Annotated in this window: 13 protein-coding genes and 1 pseudogene; 8 read left to right on the top strand and 6 right to left on the bottom strand. The window is 61.8% G+C overall.

Features of this window, described 5'->3' with window-relative positions; all coding sequences use genetic code 11:
* Nucleotides 1-26 precede the first annotated feature (26 nt).
* A pseudogene (locus AB4N92_RS01805) lies at nucleotides 27-977 on the top strand (hypothetical protein).
* Between the two features lie 481 nt (nucleotides 978-1,458).
* A complete protein-coding gene (locus tag AB4N92_RS01800; RefSeq protein WP_137205544.1) occupies nucleotides 1,459-2,901 on the top strand; it encodes a PPC domain-containing protein in 1,443 nt (480 codons plus the stop codon).
* Nucleotides 2,902-2,949: 48 nt separating this feature from the next.
* Here AB4N92_RS01800 and AB4N92_RS01795 read toward each other — a convergent pair whose 3' ends face one another.
* Both AB4N92_RS01795 and AB4N92_RS01790 read right to left on the bottom strand, forming a co-directional pair.
* Nucleotides 2,950-4,050 carry an SMP-30/gluconolactonase/LRE family protein gene (locus AB4N92_RS01795; RefSeq protein ID WP_137205543.1) on the bottom strand — a complete coding sequence of 367 codons (1,101 nt, stop codon included), beginning with the start codon at nucleotides 4,048-4,050 and terminating at the stop codon, nucleotides 2,950-2,952.
* Nucleotides 4,047-4,724: a sterol desaturase family protein gene (locus tag AB4N92_RS01790; protein WP_021492875.1), complete on the bottom strand. Its 678-nt coding sequence runs from the start codon at nucleotides 4,722-4,724 to the stop codon at nucleotides 4,047-4,049. The genes AB4N92_RS01795 and AB4N92_RS01790 overlap by 4 nt, the downstream gene beginning before the upstream one ends.
* Before the next feature lie 294 nt (nucleotides 4,725-5,018).
* Here AB4N92_RS01790 and AB4N92_RS01785 point away from each other — a divergent pair, with 294 nt between their 5' ends.
* The 6 genes from AB4N92_RS01785 (at nucleotide 5,019) to AB4N92_RS01760 (ending at nucleotide 11,982) form a co-directional block, all read left to right on the top strand.
* Nucleotides 5,019-5,942 (top strand): substrate-binding domain-containing protein, encoded by a 924-nt coding sequence (locus tag AB4N92_RS01785; protein ID WP_137205542.1) that lies wholly within the window; start codon nucleotides 5,019-5,021, stop codon nucleotides 5,940-5,942.
* Nucleotides 5,943-6,005: 63 nt separating this feature from the next.
* Nucleotides 6,006-7,514 (top strand): sugar ABC transporter ATP-binding protein, encoded by a 1,509-nt coding sequence (locus tag AB4N92_RS01780; RefSeq protein ID WP_045791862.1) that lies wholly within the window; start codon nucleotides 6,006-6,008, stop codon nucleotides 7,512-7,514.
* The gene (locus AB4N92_RS01775; protein WP_010209289.1) at nucleotides 7,480-8,472 is read left to right on the top strand and encodes an ABC transporter permease; all 993 of its coding nucleotides are present in this window, start codon (nucleotides 7,480-7,482) and stop codon (nucleotides 8,470-8,472) included. The genes AB4N92_RS01780 and AB4N92_RS01775 overlap by 35 nt, the downstream gene beginning before the upstream one ends.
* A gap of 28 nt (nucleotides 8,473-8,500) precedes the next feature.
* On the top strand, nucleotides 8,501-9,580 hold the full coding sequence (locus AB4N92_RS01770; protein ID WP_010209291.1) for an erythritol/L-threitol dehydrogenase: 1,080 nt from the start codon (nucleotides 8,501-8,503) through the stop codon (nucleotides 9,578-9,580).
* Nucleotides 9,581-9,583: 3 nt separating this feature from the next.
* Entirely contained in the window at nucleotides 9,584-11,116 is a 1,533-nt protein-coding gene (locus tag AB4N92_RS01765; RefSeq protein WP_042572063.1) for an FGGY-family carbohydrate kinase, read from the top strand.
* 140 nt (nucleotides 11,117-11,256) lie between these two features.
* Complete coding sequence (locus AB4N92_RS01760) at nucleotides 11,257-11,982, top strand: SDR family oxidoreductase (RefSeq protein ID WP_021492873.1); 726 nt, start codon at nucleotides 11,257-11,259, stop codon at nucleotides 11,980-11,982.
* On the opposite strand, the gene AB4N92_RS01755 is transcribed toward AB4N92_RS01760, so the two are convergent.
* The 4 genes from AB4N92_RS01755 to AB4N92_RS01740 form a co-directional block, all read right to left on the bottom strand.
* The gene (locus tag AB4N92_RS01755; RefSeq protein WP_021492872.1) at nucleotides 11,979-12,983 is read right to left on the bottom strand and encodes a LacI family DNA-binding transcriptional regulator; all 1,005 of its coding nucleotides are present in this window, start codon (nucleotides 12,981-12,983) and stop codon (nucleotides 11,979-11,981) included. The two genes, AB4N92_RS01760 and AB4N92_RS01755, sit on opposite strands and share 4 nt — an antisense overlap.
* A gap of 58 nt (nucleotides 12,984-13,041) precedes the next feature.
* Nucleotides 13,042-13,905 carry a LysR family transcriptional regulator gene (locus AB4N92_RS01750; protein ID WP_021492871.1) on the bottom strand — a complete coding sequence of 288 codons (864 nt, stop codon included), beginning with the start codon at nucleotides 13,903-13,905 and terminating at the stop codon, nucleotides 13,042-13,044.
* A gap of 898 nt (nucleotides 13,906-14,803) precedes the next feature.
* Entirely contained in the window at nucleotides 14,804-16,207 is a 1,404-nt protein-coding gene (locus AB4N92_RS01745; RefSeq protein ID WP_236267555.1) for an amidase, read from the bottom strand.
* Entirely contained in the window at nucleotides 16,204-17,472 is a 1,269-nt protein-coding gene (locus AB4N92_RS01740; RefSeq protein ID WP_236267554.1) for a Zn-dependent hydrolase, read from the bottom strand. Before AB4N92_RS01740 ends, AB4N92_RS01745 begins: the two co-directional genes overlap by 4 nt.
* Nucleotides 17,473-17,477: the final 5 nt, after the last annotated feature.

Here is a 17,477-nt window from a genome sequence, read left to right as displayed (position 1 = left end):
TCTTCATCGCATCGGGAATGTGAAGCATGGCGCAGAGCTTTATCAATGACCGCGCGACGGACTATCAGAGTTTGAAAAATCGAGTGATGGGCGGCGCCCTGAGTCGACCGCGCTCCGATCATTTTGACGTGTTGAACCGGTACCTGCGGCCCGGCCTGGTGGCGCCGGGGCAACTGTGATTGTCCCCGACGGCCACAGCGTGAATTGTTCGGTCGAGGAAGCGTGGTTGATGCGTCATGCCGAAGAGGTGCGTCGCCACCTGGAGATGAGTGCAGCGGGCGGCGCAGCGGTGATCGACAACTATGACTTGCTGCAGAGTTTCATGGTGAATGGCTCGATTGGCATCGGCAGCGTGACGTCGGCGTGGGCGCGGCACCTGAATGAAGTGGCGCAAACGCTGGAGGACATCGAGCGGTTGCATCAGCGGTTGAAAGCCGGCGGCCTGGACAGGGCGGCATTTATCCAGCAGCGCCAGGCGTTGTTCCGGGGTTGCGGGGCAATGAGTCGTTGAAGAAAGTGCTGGGGATTTCGACCAAGAGCTATTTGCACAAGGGGGAGATCGCGGGGTATGCGAAGCGGATTCGGGAGACGGCGCAGACATCGAAGTGGTTGGGCAGAGGGACTTATGTGGGGTTGGCCTTGGACGTGGGCGTGGCGGGGTTGGAGATCAAGGAGGCGTGTGTGACGGGGCGGGAGGCACAGTGTCGAAGGGCGAAGTATGTGGAGACGGGGCCGTTTATGGGGGCGTGCTGGGGGCGGCGGGGGGAGGCGTGTTGGGTGCTGAGCTAACTCGTCGTGCATGCACCATTTTTTTAGGTGTCGCGACGAGAGGAAGCGGTGCTCTGACCTGCGCAATCGTTGGGGGCGCTGCTGGCGGGTATGCAGGAGGCAATCTAGGTGGCGACGGTGGCAAGTTCCTAGGCGGCAAGGTCATCGAGATGGAGGGTGATTTGATCTTTCAACCAGAGGGGGCTTAACAATGTCAGGGTTTTTTGCCTACACCATCGTGATGGTGATTGGGACGTTTGTTGTTGTGGGACTGGTGCGTTATGCCACGCGCACAAAACTCGACGAGTTGGAAAGTTACTTCAGTGAAAACGCAGAGGTACGCAAACTTCTGCAACGCTGGGAAAATCAGCGGTTCGCTAGATTTAATCGCATGTGCCTCATGATCAGTCTCCTCACAACGCCAAAACGACATGTGAAAGACAGGTTCGTGACTGAGGCAGAGTTGGCCTCCATACCCATAGCACTCAAGCGGTGGACGGTAGGGTTGTATCGTCTTGCGATTTTTTTGGCTGGCTACTGGGGGCTCTGGTTCACTTGGCTCTAGATTGCCCTTTCGGCGAAACATTTATTTGAAATAGTGCTGTACATTCATACAGTACTGTCCTACATTCCATCCCAGGTGACCGGATGTCACCTGAGCTTCACTTTTTAACTATGGATGGATAAAAAATGAAATCGAAAAAAGCCTTTATGCTGGGCGCAGCTATGGCAGCCTCTTGCTTCGTTTCGGCCTTTGCCCTGGCCGAGCAAACCCCTCAGAAACTCAGCGCCGAAGCGGTCAAGCAGGCCGTGGACAAAGCGCTCAAATCCGGTGGCAAGCTGGACGCGGCGAAGGTCCCGGCCAGCCTCAAGCAAAAACTCCAGGCGGCCAAGACCGGCCAGTCCAAGGCTGTCACTCAGTCCGTCAAATCCGCGCCTTTCAACACCGTGGTCGGCGAGTTGAAAAAGCCCGGCCAGGCCGAGCTGAAAAGCGCTGCCGTTGCGGCCTTCGTACCCCTGTTCCCGACCCTGGATATCAACACGCTGTACACCATCAGCGGGGTGGCTCAAGGTGAAGAGTTCGCTTATCACTTCAATCTGCCTGAGAACGCGCGGATCCAGGTGCAACTGGTCAACCAGAGTGCGGGCAGCGACATGTCGTTGACCCTGTTTCAGGACGACGGCCAGGGCAACCTGAGCGTGGTGGGTTCCTCGGATGCGGCGGGCAATACCGACGAGTATCTCAACGGTGTGCTGCCGGCCGGTGATTACTACTGGTACATGGTCGCCAAGGTTGCCAACAACTCGCAGTTCAGCTTTGGCGTGGCGGTGGACACCAACATCGACGCCTACGAGCCCAATGACTCGCCGCAAACCGCCTTTGTGCTGCCGGACTCGATGAACAAGGTGACCGGCAACCTCGACAACGCTAACGATGTCGATTACTTCGACTTCAAGGCGGTGCGTGGCCAAAGCGTGAGCATGTACCTGGCCGGTGACGCGAGCGGCAGTCGCAACCAATGGATCTTCGACCGTTTTGACGGCGTCAATTGGGTCACCATCCCTGCCGGTTCGACCTCCACCTACCCGAGTGTCACGCCGGGCACTACCGTGAAGGTGCGTGTGCGGGCCAACCCGGCGGCGGTACAAGACCCGACCAAGCAGTACCAGTTGAGCTTGGGCTCTACGCCGCGGCTGAACACATCGGATGTGAAGGGCGACAATATCGTGCGTGTACCCGCGTCGATTTTCTGGATGGCGACCCAGGCCGCACGTACGGTGAACTGGACCACCAACTGGTCCGACTCCACGGGCGCACCGCTGTTGGGTGTCACGCCGGTCCTGCGCATCGACAAACGCTTCGACGGTGCCGACTTCCACTGGACCGACTTCAAGGCCACCACCAACAGTGCGGGCACATCCCAGGCGAGTGCCGGTATCGGTGAGTGCTTCGGCGATAACCGTGTGCAGTACCCGGACAGCAGCACCGGTGTCACCTACACCTGGGACACCACCTTCAACTTCGGCGGCTGGCGTATCGAGCTGGACGAGTTCCCGGGTGTGGGCGTGGGGGGCGAGAACGTGCCTTACGTGACCTTCGGGCACATCTGCACCCAGAACATCGTCCACTGATTCAACGGTGTAAGTAAGCAGGGGCAGCCTGACGAGGCTGCCCCTTTTTTATTCACCCGCCAATGCCAGGTCCAACGGCAGGCGCGCCATGCTCGTGCTCGTCAGCGAGCCCAGGTACAACCAGTTTCCGTACTCCCTCGCGGTGGTGATCGGCGAGTAGTTCCCCGCGCTGCCATCCTGCAGGTTGGCGATGACCTTGCCTTCGGTATCCAACCCCAGCACAAAGGCTTTGTGCTCGATAGGCTTGGGCACCACCATCAGCGCCCGCACCATCACTTTGCGCAGCGATGGATAGCCGGCAAATCTGTCCAGCAAGGGATTGCGTGGTGAGTACAGCGCTACCCAGAAGCGGTCCTGGCCGTTGAAGCTGAGGTTGTCCGGCAGTCCGGGCAGGTTGTCGAGAAACAGGTCATGGGTACCGGCGCGCTCGCCTTTGAGCCAGTAACGGCTGATGCGATAGGCGCCCGTTTCATTCACCAGCACAAAGTTTTCATCCGAGCCCAAGGCAACGCCGTTGGCGAATTGCAACTGGTCCAGCAGCACCTCGGTCGTGCCGTTGCTGAAGTCATAGCGCAGTAGCCGACCATCGCCGCCATGTTCGATCACCGCTTCACCGTCCTGCCCATAACCCCAGCGGCTCGACGCGTCGCTGAAGTAGGCATAACGCCCGCTCGCGTCTACGGTGACGTCATCGGTAAAGCCAAAGGGCACGCCGTTGGCGCTGGTACTCAAGGTGGTGAGCTGGCGCTTGGCATCCAGGGCGAGCAAGCCCTTGATCCCGTCGGCAACGATCAGGCGTCCATCCGGGTGCAGCGCCAGGCCCAAGGGCCGCCCACCGGTATTGACCAATACTTCCAGGCTGCGGCTGTCGGGCGAGGTGCGGATGATGCGTCCGTCATGCAAACCACTGATCAGGTAGCCCTGAGTATCCAGCAGCAAGGCCTCGGGGCCGGCGATGTCCTGGGCGCCGATTCTCTGCACGCCCTTGAGGCGCTGGTTTTCGGCGTAAGGGCCGCTTTTCATCGACGGAGCCTTGGGCGGTGTCCAATTAACCGGTTGCACCTTCGTGGGCATCAACAGCAGGAAGGCGATCACCGCCAGAAACAGTACAAACAGCAGATGACGCAGTTTTTTTGGACGGGTGCTCATGACGATTCCTGGTTGTCCGGGGTGCTCGGTTCCCAGTGCAGGGTACCGAACAGGTAATCCATCAAAGGGAGGACGATATTGAAGTTGCGCCCCTGCATCAGTTCACGACGGTGATGCAGGGCGTGCAGTTGGTGCATCTGGCGGATCCACGGCAAGCGCGCTACCGGATGCTCGGCGGGCAGGTGCTCGCAGGCGTGAAACACTTCGTAAAGTAAATACCCGAGGATCATGCACCCGGCGAACAGCCCTGCAACGTTGGGGCTCAATTGCTTGAGCAACCACCAGGCGGGCAGGGTGATTGCCAGGCTGTGCAGCACGATCAGCCAGGCCGGGAACAGGATGACTCGCCAGTCGCGGGGGCTGTCGTAGGTCATGTGGCCGGGGGTGAAGAAACTGTGATGGTCGCCGGTGTGGCGTGCGTAGAACAGGCGGGCCAAGGCGTGTTTGTGGTGGCCGAGGTGGCGGTGTACGAGGTAGATGCAGAGGTTGAAGAACACCAGGGTCGCGGGCACGGTCAGCCATTGCAATGCGGATATATGGGCAGTGGATGACCAGGCCAGGGTGATGCAGGCAACGCCGTAGCCGAACACGAAACTGGCGTGGAGCCAGGGGTTGTAGTGGGGCGCGACGTTGGCGCGGTAACGGGCGCGAAAGGTCTCGGTGGGGTGGGCCATGGCGGGCAGCTCAGCGGCTTTTTGTTGGAGAGTGAGCTTAGTTGGTACTCGAATTTGTGCGAGTTTTTGCGTGGTACACCAATCTAATGTGGGAGCGGGCTTGCTCGCGAAAACGGTGTGTCAGGCACTCCATTGGGTGACTGGCTCATCGCATTCGCGAGCAAGCCCGCTCCTACATTTCGATCGCGACCGACCAGTGGCCCCTTGCGCCTGCCGAATTTACTTGTTAGCTTTTGGCAAAATGTTAACGATAACATTTGCTCTAACAATAAAAACAAAACAGAGAACCACGCCATGAAAATGCTTCCGAAAACCCTGTGTTTATTGGCTGTAAGCATCACCCTCGGCACCGCTGCTCCTGCTTTTGCCGACGCTGCCAAGCCGATTCGTATCGGCGCGTCCTTCCAGGAAATCAACAACCCTTATTTCGTCACCATGAAAAACGCCCTTGAAGAAGCCGGGGCGACCATCGGCGCGAAACTGATCATCACCGACGCCCGCCACGACGTGTCCAAGCAAGTCAGTGACGTTGAAGACATGCTGCAAAAAGGCATCGATATCCTGCTGATCAACCCCACGGATTCGGTCGGCGTGCAATCGGCAGTCAAGTCTGCCCACGCTGCGGGTGTGGTGGTCGTCGCGGTGGACGCCCAGGCGGACGGCCCGCTGGATTCCTTCGTCGGCTCGAAGAACTTCGACGCCGGCTTCCAGGCCTGTGAATACCTGGCCAAGAACATCGGCGACAAAGGCAATATCGCGATCCTCGACGGCATCGCCGTGGTGCCCATCCTCGAGCGCGTGCGCGGCTGCAAGGAGGCCGTGGCGAAGCATCCGGACATCAAGATTGTCAGCATCCAGAACGGCAAGCAGGAGCGTGACCAGGCGCTGACCGTCACCGAGAACATGTTGCAGGCCCAGCCCACCCTCAAGGGCATTTTCAGCGTGAATGACAACGGCTCGCTCGGTGTGCTCTCGGCCATCGAAGCCAGCGGCCTGGACGTGAAACTGGTCAGCGTCGACGGTGCACCGGAAGCGATCAAGGCGATCCAGAAGCCCGGCAGCAAATTCATTGCCACCTCGGCGCAATACCCCCGCGATCAGATCCGCCTCGCCCTGGGCATTGCCCTGGCCAGGAAGTGGGGCGCGCAGGTGCCGGCCACCCTCCCGGTGGACATCACCCTGATCGACCAGGCCAAAGCCAAGGATTTCAGCTGGTAAATCACCCAGGCCCCACACAATCCGTGGGGCCCAGGTCATCCTTCTGAATACGAGGTCGGCGGTATGAGCAGTCTTCTGAAGCTGGAAAACATCTGTAAACGTTACCCGGGCGTACAGGCCCTCAAGTCCATCAACCTGCAAGTCGAGCGCGGCGAGATCCATGCCTTGCTCGGCGAAAATGGCGCGGGCAAATCGACCCTGATGAAGATCCTCGGCGGCGTCGAGCATCAAGACGAGGGCCAGATCCTGATCGATGGCCGGGCGCAGCAGTTCGCGACCTATCGCGATGCGATTGCCGCCGGTATCGGCATCGTGTTCCAGGAATTCAGCCTGATCCCCTACCTCACGGCGGTGGAAAACATCTTCCTCGGCCATGAGCTGAGCAACCGCTTCGGCCTGCTGCGCAAGCGCGAAATGGTCGAGGCCAGCGAGGCCTTGTTCAAGCGCCTGGGCGTGACCATCGACCTGCAATGTGCGGTCAAGCACCTGAGCGTGGCCGAGCAGCAGTTTGTCGAGATCGCCAAGGCCCTGGCCCTGGATGCGCGCCTGCTGGTGCTTGACGAACCCACCGCGACCCTCACGCCCAGTGAGGCGGAACTGCTGTTCGAGATCATGCGCGAGCTCAAGCGCCAGGGCGTGGCGGTGATTTTCATCTCCCATCACCTGGAGGAGATTTTCCAGGTGTGTGACCGCATCAGCGTGTTGCGCGACGGCGGCAATGTCGGCGTTACCGATGTGGCCGACAGTGATATCGATCACTTGGTCGAGATGATGGTCGGGCGTCGCCTGGCATGCAGTTTTCCGCCCAAGCCGACCCGCGAACGCGGCCCGCTGTTACTGGAGGTCAAGGATATCCAGCTGGTGCGCAACGGGCCCCACAACCGCTTCCAACTGCACAAGGGCGAGATCCTCGGCTTTGCCGGACTGGTCGGTTCCGGTCGCACCGAACTGGCCCTGGGCATGATGGGCGCGCTGCCGTCGGTGAGCAAAGACGTGTGGCTGCGCGGCGAGAAAATCACCCTCGACGACCCGGCCCAGGCGCTGGCCCATGGCATCGGCCTACTGCCGGAAAGCCGCAAGAGCGAAGGGCTGATCACCGACTTCAGCATTCGCGAAAACATCTCGCTGAACAACCTGCCCAAATACCAGAACGCTTCGGGCCTGATCGACAAAAACCGCGAATGCGCCAGTGTCGAGGGCCTGATGAAGCAACTGTCGATCAAGGCTCCCAGCAGCGAAAGCCGGGTGTTCAACCTCAGCGGCGGCAACCAGCAAAAGGTGGTGATCGCGCGCTGGATCAACCACCACTGCGATGTGCTGGTGTTCGACGAGCCCACCCGTGGCATCGACGTGGGGGCCAAGGCGCAGATCTACGCGCTGATGCGCAGCCTTACCGAGCAGGGCTACGCAATCATCATGATTTCCTCCGAGTTGCCGGAAATCATCGGCATGTGCGACCGGGTCGCCGTGTTCCATAAGGGCGCCATCGTCAAGCTACTCGAAGCGTCCGCCGTCAATCCTCAAGAGGTCATGCGCCATGCAACAGGGGGCTCAAGTGAATACGTCCATTAGTACCGGCGACAGCAGCCGGCTGCGCCTCAACCTGGCGCGGCTGGTGCGCTCGCCGGCCTTCTACCCGTTCGTGGGGCTGGTGGTGGTGACCTTGGTGATGATCCTTGCCAGCGACACCTTCCTCACTGCCAGCAACCTGTCGAACATTGCCCGCCAGGTGTCGATCAACGCGATCATCGCGGTGGGCATGACCTGCGTGATCCTCACCGGCGGCATCGATTTGTCGGTAGGGCCGGTGATGGCCTTGTCCGGCACCCTCACGGCCGGGTTGATGGTCGCGGGGCTGCCGCCGGGCCTGGCGATTGGCGCAGGCATGTTGATCGGCGTGGCCTTCGGCATCGGCAACGGCTTGTTCGTGGCCTACCTGCACATGCCGCCGATCATCGTCACCCTGGCGACCATGGGCATCGCCCGTGGCCTGGGCCTGATGTACACCGACGGTTATCCGATTTCCGGTTTGCCGGACTGGTTTGCGTTCTTCGGCCGCGAAAGCCTGTTCGGCATCCAGGTGCCGATCCTGATCATGCTGCTCACCTACCTGGTCGCCTATGTGCTGCTGCAACACACACGCATCGGCCGCTACATCTACGCCATCGGCGGCAATGAAGAAGCCGTGCGTTTGTCCGGCGTGCGCGCAGCGCGCTTCAAGCTGCTGGTGTATGGCATCAGCGGCCTGACGGCGGCGATTGCCGGGCTGGTACTCACCTCACGCCTGATGAGTGGCCAGCCGAATGCCGGCGTGTCGTTCGAGCTGGATGCGATTGCTGCGGTGGTGCTCGGCGGCGCCTCGATTGCCGGCGGGCGCGGCGTGATCGTCGGTACGTTGCTCGGCGCCATGCTGCTCGGCGTGTTGAACAACGGATTGAACATGCTTGGTGTTTCGCCCTACGTCCAAAGCGTTATCAAGGGCGGGATCATTTTGCTGGCGATTTTTATCAGCCGTCAGCGCCACAAATAAACTCCTAACAAGAACAGGACTCGACACCATGGACAAGCACACCGAAATGCAAGCCGTCGTCTGCCACGGCCCCAAAGACTATCGCCTGGAACGCATCGGCAAACCCCAGGCACGCGCCAATGAACTGGTGATCCGCATCGCCGCCTGCGGCATATGCGCCAGTGACTGCAAGTGCCACTCGGGCGCAGCGATGTTCTGGGGCGGCGACAACCCGTGGGTCAAGGCGCCGGTGGTGCCGGGCCACGAGTTTTTCGGCTATGTGGTAGAAGCGGGCGAGGGCGCCGAAGAGCACTTCGAAGTCGCGGTGGGCGACAAGGTGATCGCCGAACAGATCGTGCCGTGCGGCAAGTGCCGTTTCTGCAAGTCGGGCAAGTATTGGATGTGCGAAGTGCACAACATCTTCGGCTTCCAGCGTGAAGTGGCCGAAGGCGGCATGGCCCAGTACATGCGCATTCCCAAGACCGCCATCGTGCACAAGATCCCCGAGTCGGTGTCGCTGGAAGACTCGGCGCTGGTGGAACCGATGGCCTGTTCCATCCATACCGTCAACCGCGGCGATATCCAGCTTGATGACGTGGTGGTGATCGCCGGTGCAGGCACCCTTGGCCTTTGCATGGTCCAGGTCGCTGCATTGAAGACGCCGAAGAAACTGGTGGTGATCGACATGGTCGACGAGCGCCTGGAACTGGCGAAGAAGTTCGGCGCCGATGTGGTGATCAACCCGTCGCGGGACAACGCCCGCGAGATCATCAATGGCCTGACCGACAACTATGGCTGCGACGTGTACATCGAAACCACCGGCGTTCCGGCCGGCGTGACCCAGGGCCTGGACCTGATCCGCAAGCTCGGGCGTTTTGTCGAGTTCAGCGTGTTTGGTGCCGAGACCAGCGTCGACTGGTCGATCATTGGCGATCGCAAGGAGTTGGACGTACGCGGCGCCCACCTCGGGCCGTATTGCTACCCGATCGCCATCGACCTGTTCGAGCGCGGCCTGGTCACGTCCAAGGGCATCGTTACCCATGACTTCCCGCTGGACGACTGGGCCGAAGCCTTCGAGCTGGCGAACTCGACCAAGTCGATCAAGGTGCTGTTGAAGCCGGTGGTCTGAAAAATGAACTACGTGATGGGTGTCGATATAGGAACCCAGAGCACCAAGGCGCTGCTGGTGGATGGTCAAGGTACGATCATCGCCCAGCACAGCCAGGGGTATCGTGTGGATACCCCGAAAGTGCGCTGGGCCGAGCAATGGCCTCAGGTCTGGCTGGATGCGGTCGAGGCCTGTGTGGCGCAGTGCATGGCCAAGGCCGGCGTGGCGGCGGAACAGGTCAAGGCATTGTGCATCAGCAGCCTGTACGGCGGCTCGGGGATTGCGGTGGATGCGCAGATCACGCCGCTGCACCCGTGCCTGATCTGGATGGATCGCCGCGCCGGCGAGCAGGTAGCCTGGGTACGCGAGCAGGTTGACCTGGACCGGCTGTTCGCGATCACCGGCAATTCGGTGGACAGCTACTATGGCTTCACCAAGATGCTCTGGCTCAAGCAGCACCAGCCTGAGGTGTGGGCGAACACCCGCTACCTGTTGCCGCCCAACAGCTATATCAATTGGTGCCTCACCGGGGAGTTGGCGGTGGACCATAGCAGCGCCGGCAATATCGGCGGTGTCTACGACGTGAAGGCGCGTGACTGGTCGGGGGAGATGCTGGATGCGCTGGGCATTCCCCAGACAATGATGCCGCAGCGGCTAGTGTATTCAGGGGAGGTGGTGGGTGGCCTGCTCGACACCTGGGCAACACGCCTGGGCCTGCAAGCTGGCACGCCGTTGCTTGCCGGTGGCGTCGATGCTGCCATGGCCACGCTGGCCGCAGGGGTCACCCAGCCGGGCAACCACGTGGCAATGATCGGCACCAGCATGTGCTGGGGTTACCTGAACCAACAGGTGGACGCCCATCACGGCTTGGTCAGCATGCCCCACGTCTACAACGGCCACCGCGACCTGTACATCTTCGGCGGTGCGATCACGGCCGGTGCCTCGGTCAGCTGGTTTCGCGAGCAGTTCTGCCAGGCCGAAGAGCAACAAGCCAAGGTTACCGGCCAGGACAGCCTGGTGCTGCTGGAGCAGCGTGCGATGAACCTCCCGGCGGGCAGCGAAGGCCTGTTGTTCCTGCCGTACCTGATGGGTGAACGCAGTCCGGTTTGGGATGACCGTGCCAGTGGCAGTTTTGTCGGCTTGAACCTTTACCACAGCCGCATTCACCTGTATCGCGCGGTGCTGGAGGGCGTGAGTTTTGCCTTGCGGCACAACATCGAAGCGGGCACCCGTGGCGCGCATTCCCTGGACCCGCGCTTGATTGTGGTGGGTGGGGCAAGCCATTCGGATTTGTGGATGCAGATCATCGCGGATATTACGCAGTACCCGGTGTACACCATCGTTCAGGAGGTGGAGGCGGCGTTGGGTGCGGCGTTGTTGGCGGCGCATTCGGTGGGGTTGGTGAGTGATGGGGAGATGGACAAAGGGTGGGTGCAATTGGCGCTGCGGGCGGAGCCCAAGGTTGAAAACGTCGGGGTTTATGACCGGGCGTTTGCCGAGTACTTGAAGCTGTATCCCGCGCTGAAACCGATCATGCATAACCTGCAAACCAACTGATTCAACACAGTCCAAAAATGTAGGAGCGGGCTTGCTCGCGAATGCGGTGTGTCAGTCAACAGATTCATTGGCGGATCCACCGCATTCGCGAGCAAGCCCGCTCCCACAGGGGATCTTCATTGCTTTTGAGATGTGTATTCATGAATGCAGCCTTCGACTTCACCCACCACCGTATCCTCGTCACCGGCGCCAGCAGCGGCATCGGTCGCGAAATCGCCCAACAGCTCATCGCCAGCGGCGCTGAAGTCTTCGCCCTTGGCCGCGACGCGCAAGCTCTGGCCCAACTCGGTTGCCACACCCTCTGCCTGGACATCGCCGACAGCGCCGCCCTCGACAAAGCCCTGCACGACCTGCCGCCGCTGCATGGCCTGGTCAACTGCGCCGGCATTTCGCGCCTGGAGCCCGCCGCCGCCATCAGCGCCGAAGCCTTCGACCAAGTGATGCAGGTTAATGCCCGTGCCGCCGCGCAAGTCGCCAGCCGCGTGGCGGCCAAGATGATAGAAGCGCAGATCGCCGGTAGCATCGTCAACGTTTCCAGCCAGGCCTCGCTGGTGGCCCTGGACGATCACCTTGGCTATTGCGCGTCCAAGGCCGCGCTGGATGCGATCACCCGTGTGCAATGCGCCGAGTGGGGTCGCTTTGGCATACGCGTCAACAGTGTCAACCCCACGGTGACGCTCACGCCGATGGCAGCCATGGCCTGGTCCGAGCCGGCCAAGCGCGACCCGGCGCTGGCGGCCATTCCATTGGGGCGCTTTGCGCAAACCGTGGAAGTGGCCTTGCCGGTGCTGTTCCTGCTGAGTCGCGCCGCCAGCATGATCAGTGGCGTCAGCTTGCCCATCGACGGCGGTTACACCAGTCGCTAGCCGTTTTCCAACTGGCCGGCGATTACCACCTTGTCCCGTGGCTTGAACGGGTCTTCCAGGCGGTCGAGCAGCAGCCGCACCGCGCTGCTGCCGGCCAGGGACGCATCGTGGGCCACGCAGGCGATGGGCACGCCAAAGATATCGGCGAAGGGCAGGCGGTCGATGCCGCAGATGGTCAGGCTGTCGTGGGCGATGTTGTGCATGCGCAGTGCGCGTAGGGCGCCGAGGGTGATCAACTGGTTGAAGCCCATGATCGCGTCTGGCGCCGAGTGTTCGGCCAGGTAGTCGAGGGTATGCAGGTAGGAGGGCATCAGCGTGTAGTCGCCGGCCTGCACCTCGACCTGTACCTGCGGGTGTTCGGCCAGCACTTCGCGCAGGCCCTTGAGGCGTTCGACGGTGATACGTGAGTGCTCGGGGCCGGTCAGCACCAGCAGGCGCTTGAGATTTGGTGTCTGGCGCAGCAGGTAATGCGCGGCCTGGATGCCGCTGTGGTAGTTGTCGAGCACCACGCGGCTGAACGGGCTGTCATGGATCGTGCGATCGAGCAGCACCACCGGGGTCTTGCCGTTGGCCAGGCGTTCAAGGTAGTCGGGCTGATAGCTTGGCTCATCCGAGACCGGCGACAGGATGATCCCCGCCACACGGTAGCCCAGCAGGGTATCCACGGCCTTGCTTTCCAGTTCTTCCAGCTCATCGGTGTCCACCAGCATGATGGTGTAGCCGTGCTGTTTGGCCTCGCGGGAAATCGCCTTGATCATTTCGCTGTAGAACGGGTTGTCCACCGATGCGGTGATCACGCCGATGATCAGGCTCTCACTGCGCTTGAGCCCGCGTGCGAAGGCGTTGGGCACGTAGTCCATCTCCCGTGCCACTTCAAGGATGCGCGCCAGGGTGGCCGGCTTGACCAAGTCGGGTTTGCTCAACGCCCGGGACACCGTGATGGTGGTCATGCCGACGCGTTTGGCGATATCGCTGATGGTGACGGACTTTTTCTTGTTCATCGGTAAGGCTGCAAAAGGAAACACTCGCAGGCTAGCATGCGCGCAGGGGGAGGGTGATTCAAATCAATGGGTCCCAGCGCTGCGACCAGTCACTTTCAGCCTTGACCACTTCGCGCAGCAACCCCAGTGCCTGTTGCAACACCGCCGAATCCCGCGCCCGTGAATACACCAGGTAAGTGGGGAAGCTGAACTCCGGCGCCTTGGGCACGCGCTGCATCACGCCATTGTCCAGGTAGCTCTGCACCACGCGGGTACGGAAGTAGCCGGCGCCACCGTTTTCCAGGATGTACTGCAACGCCAGCGGGCCGAGGTTGAAACTCAGCGCGGCGCGGGCCTTGTCGGGCAGGGCGGCATCGTGCTGTTGGCGAAAGCCGGGGCCCCAATCGATATACACGTAGGGGGCCGGATTGCTCATCAATTGCACCAGGATCAGTTTTTCTTCTAGCACTTGCTCCACCTGCAACCCCGGCCAGTACTGCGGCTGGAACACCAGCGCGGCGTCGAGCACGCCCAGTTCCAGCTGGCGCAACAGGTACTCGCCTTCGCGTACTTCGGTGCGCAGCGCATGGCCGGGGAGATGCTGACGCAGGGCCTGGGCCCAGCCGAGCATCAATGGGTTGCACAGGCTGACCTCGCCGCCGATATGCAGCACGTTGCGGTAGCCATCGGGCAGCGGCAGGTCGCGTTTTGCCGCTTCCCAGGTTTGCAGCAATTGGTTGGCGTATACCACGAAGGCCTCGCCGTCGGCGGTCAGCCTGGCGCCGGCGCGGTTGCGCACGAACAGTGTGCTGCCTAGCTGGCTTTCGAGGCTTTTGACTCGCGCGGTGATGGCGGTCTGGGTGACGTGCAGTTTCTCGGCGGCTGCGGCCAGGCTGCCGCAGCGGGTGATTTCGAGGAAGGTGCGTGCCAGTTCGATGTCCATGAAGCCCCCCGGGGTTGAATGGAGGGCATTGTAGTGGATGGCGGCCTGACAGCCGACGACAATCTCACTGTGGCCCCACGATCCAAATGTGGGAGCTGGCTTGCTCGCGAAGGCGGCCCGACAGCCGACGGCAATCTCACTGTGGCCCCGCGATCCAAATGTGGCAGCTGGCTTGCCTGCGAAGGCGGCCTGACAGCCGACGACAATCTCACTGTAGCCCCACGATCCAAATGTGGGAGCGGGCTTGCCTGCGAAGGCGGCCTGACAGCCGACGACAATCTCACTGTGGCCCCGCGATCCAAATGTGGCAGCTGGCTTGCCTGCGAAGGCAGCCTGACAGCCGACGACAATCTCACTGTAGCCCCGCGATCCAAATGTGGCAGCGGGCTTGCTCGCGAAGGCGGCCTGACAGCCGACGACAATCTCACTGTAGCCCCGCGATCCAAATGTGGGAGCTGGCTTGCCTGCGAAGGCGGCCTGACAGCCGACCTGGATGTTGGATCTGCCCGGGTACATATCCGTTATTTAGGTAACGACTACTATTGGTTCCGCCCTTACGGCGGGTCACTTTCGAAAAGCGCGAAAGTAACCAAAGCGCTCTTGCCCCAACACTCGGCACCTCGCCTAGGCTCGGTGTGCCCGTAATCCGACAGGGATTTGGGGGGCCGCCGCCACGCGCCATCCATGGCGCGGGGCGGCTAAACCGGCATCCCTGCCGGTTTACCCCCCAAATCCCTGTCGAATTCCGGCCAGCGTGTTTGACGGGGCGCTTAGGATCAAGATCAAGATCAAAAGCAAGAGCAAGAGCAAGAGCACGGCGGCCTGATAGCCGGCCTGAGTGGTTGAATCAAAAGCCGGTAGGTGTAGCGCCGGCAAGCCGGCTCCTACAGGGGGCATTTCAGGTTGGGGTTTGTGGGGCTTGGAGGTGCTGGGTCGGGAAGGCCTTCGCGTAGGCGTGGCACACCCGCAACACTTGTTCGTCGGCAAACCGCGCGCCCACTACATGCAAGCCCACCGGCAAGCCATTCGTCGCCAACCCACACGGCACCGAGGCCGCTGGCTGTTGGGTCAGGTTGAAGGGGTAGGTGAACGGTGTCCACTGTGTCCATTCCTCCAATCCGGAGCCGGGCGGTACGTCGTGCCCGGCGTCGAATGCCGTGATGGGCATCATCGGCGACACCAGTACATCGTAGTGCTCATGGAACGCCGCCATGCGCGCCACCAGGGCTGCGCGGGCTTCGAGGGCTGCGTTGAAGTCATCCAGGCTCAAGCGTTCGCCGCGTTGTGCAATACGCAGCAGGCCTGGGTCCAGCAGCTGTTTTTGCGCATCGTTCATGGGGCTTGTCAGGCGTGCGGCGCCGGCTGCCCACAGGGTGCTGAAGACTTCCAGCGGGTCGCTGAAGCCGGGGTCGATTTGCTCGACATGGGCGCCCAGTTGCACCAGCCCTGCCACCGCTTGAGCGACGACCTTGGCCACTTGCGGGTCGACGTCCACGTAACCGAAGTTCGGGCTATAGGCGACACGCAAACCGTTCAGATCCGTACCCGGTGTGAGCCACGGCGTGGTGCGTGGCGCGCCGATCAAGCCGTCGCGCGTGTCCGGCTGGGCGATGGTCTGTAGCATCAACACGCTGTCTTCCACCGTACGGGTCATCGGCCCCAGGTGCGAGAGAAGGGTCATGGCGCTGGCCGGCCACTGCGGCACATAGCCAAACGTCGGTTTGATCCCGAAGGTGCCGGTAAATGCACAGGGAATCCGGATCGAACCGCCGGCATCGCTGCCTTGGTGCAGCACGCCCAGGTTCAGCGCTGCCGCGGCCCCCGCGCCGCCGGATGAGCCGCCCGCCGTGGTGCGTGTGTCCCAGGGGTTGCGGGTAATGCCGTACAACGGGTTGTCGGTGACGCCTTTCCAACCGAATTCCGGGGTAGAGGTCTTGCCCAGCAGCACCGCACCGGCCTTGCGCATAAAGGCGGTGAAGGGCGCGTCGACGTCCCACGGGCCCTCGGCCGATGTGGTGCGCGAGCCCTTGCGGGTCGGCATGCCGACGGTCAGCGTCAGGTCTTTGATCGACGCCGGCACACCGTCCAGCGCGCCGCAAGGTCGGCCGCTGAGCCAGCGTTGTTCCGACGCGCGCGCGGCGTTCAGCGCGCCTTCCGGGTCCACGTGGCAGTAGGCATTCACCACCGGGTTATAGCGTTCGATACGCAGCAGGGCGTCTTCGGTGACGTCCACCGGTGACAAGGTCTTGTCGCGAAAATGCTGCAACAGTTGCACTGCCGTCAGTTGGCCGATCTCGCTCATGCCGTTTCCCCCTGGGCTGCATTGACCATGGTGCGCAGCAATACCGCGCAGCCCGCCGCCAGGTCGTCCGGCGCCGCGTTTTCGATTTCGTTATGGCTGATGCCGCCTTCGCACGGCACAAAAATCATCCCGGCCGGGCCGAGTTCGGCGACGAAAATCGCATCGTGCCCGGCGCCGCTGACGATATCCATATGGCTCAAGCCCAATACACCCGCGGCGTCGCGCACAGCGTTGACGCAGACCGGGTTGAAGTCCAGCGGCGGAAAGTCAGCCGTCGGCGTCAGCTCGAAGGTAAGGCCGTGCCTTTTAGCGGTGTCTTCGATCACGCCGCGTACTTCATCGACCATGGCTTGCAGCTTGTCCGCATGCAGGTGGCGCAGGTCGATGGTCATGTGCACTTGGCCAGGAATCACATTGCGTGAACCGGGGTGCAGGCTCAGGCAACCGACCGTGCCGCAGGCGTGCGGTTGTTGTTGATGGGCGATACGGTTGACCGCGCTGACCACCTCGGCGGCGCCGACCAGGGCATCCTTGCGCAGGTGCATCGGCGTCGGGCCGGCGTGGGCTTCGACGCCGGAAAGGGTTAGGTCGAACCACTTCTGGCCCAGGCAGCCCATGACCACGCCAATGGTGGTGGCCTGGTCCTCCAGCACCGGGCCTTGTTCGATGTGTGCTTCGAAGTAGGCACCCACCGGGTGGCCGAGCACGGCGCGGGATCCGGCATAACCGATGCGCTGCAATTCGGCGCCGACCGACAGACCCTGGTCATCGAGCTTGTCGAGGGTGTCCTGCAAATCGAACTTACCGGCAAACACCCCGGAGCCCATCATGCACGGCGGAAAACGCGAGCCTTCTTCGTTGGTCCACACCACCACTTCAATCGGCGCGGCGGTTTCGATGTTCAAGTCATTCAGGGTGCGGATCACTTCCAGCCCGGCCATCACCCCGTAGCACCCGTCGAACTTGCCGCCGGTGGGCTGGGTGTCGATATGGCTGCCGGTCATCACCGGGGGCAGGGCGGGGTTGCGCCCGGCACGGCGTGCAAAGATATTGCCGATGGCGTCGACACTGACACTGCAGCCGGCGGCCTCGCACCATTGCACAAACAGGTCGCGGGCCTGGCGGTCCAGGTCGGTCAGCGCCAGGCGGCACACACCACCTTTGACGGTGGCACCGAGCTGGGCCAGGTCCATCAAGGATTGCCAGAGGCGGTCGCGGTTGATCAGCGGGGCGTTGCTCTTGAGCGGTTGCGCAAAACTATTCATGTGCA

Source organism: Pseudomonas sp. S3_A09 (assembly GCF_054668065.1).
Note: the sequence above shows the minus strand (reverse complement) of the source record. Positions and strands in the feature narration are given on the sequence as shown.

What these genes read in the sequence shown, in the direction of transcription:
- AB4N92_RS01755 (WP_021492872.1), bottom strand. Translation starts at nt 12,983, where the DNA reads ATGAACAAGAAAAAGTCCGTCACCATCAGCGATATCGCCAAACGCGTC.
- AB4N92_RS01750 (WP_021492871.1), bottom strand. Translation starts at nt 13,905, where the DNA reads ATGGACATCGAACTGGCACGCACCTTCCTCGAAATCACCCGCTGCGGC.
- AB4N92_RS01760 (WP_021492873.1), top strand. Translation starts at nt 11,257, where the DNA reads ATGAATGCAGCCTTCGACTTCACCCACCACCGTATCCTCGTCACCGGC.
- AB4N92_RS01795 (WP_137205543.1), bottom strand. Translation starts at nt 4,050, where the DNA reads ATGAGCACCCGTCCAAAAAAACTGCGTCATCTGCTGTTTGTACTGTTT.
- AB4N92_RS01775 (WP_010209289.1), top strand. Translation starts at nt 7,480, where the DNA reads ATGCAACAGGGGGCTCAAGTGAATACGTCCATTAGTACCGGCGACAGC.
- AB4N92_RS01780 (WP_045791862.1), top strand. Translation starts at nt 6,006, where the DNA reads ATGAGCAGTCTTCTGAAGCTGGAAAACATCTGTAAACGTTACCCGGGC.
- AB4N92_RS01745 (WP_236267555.1), bottom strand. Translation starts at nt 16,207, where the DNA reads ATGAGCGAGATCGGCCAACTGACGGCAGTGCAACTGTTGCAGCATTTT.
- AB4N92_RS01770 (WP_010209291.1), top strand. Translation starts at nt 8,501, where the DNA reads ATGGACAAGCACACCGAAATGCAAGCCGTCGTCTGCCACGGCCCCAAA.
- AB4N92_RS01765 (WP_042572063.1), top strand. Translation starts at nt 9,584, where the DNA reads ATGAACTACGTGATGGGTGTCGATATAGGAACCCAGAGCACCAAGGCG.
- AB4N92_RS01790 (WP_021492875.1), bottom strand. Translation starts at nt 4,724, where the DNA reads ATGGCCCACCCCACCGAGACCTTTCGCGCCCGTTACCGCGCCAACGTC.
- AB4N92_RS01740 (WP_236267554.1), bottom strand. Translation starts at nt 17,472, where the DNA reads ATGAATAGTTTTGCGCAACCGCTCAAGAGCAACGCCCCGCTGATCAAC.
- AB4N92_RS01785 (WP_137205542.1), top strand. Translation starts at nt 5,019, where the DNA reads ATGAAAATGCTTCCGAAAACCCTGTGTTTATTGGCTGTAAGCATCACC.
- AB4N92_RS01800 (WP_137205544.1), top strand. Translation starts at nt 1,459, where the DNA reads ATGAAATCGAAAAAAGCCTTTATGCTGGGCGCAGCTATGGCAGCCTCT.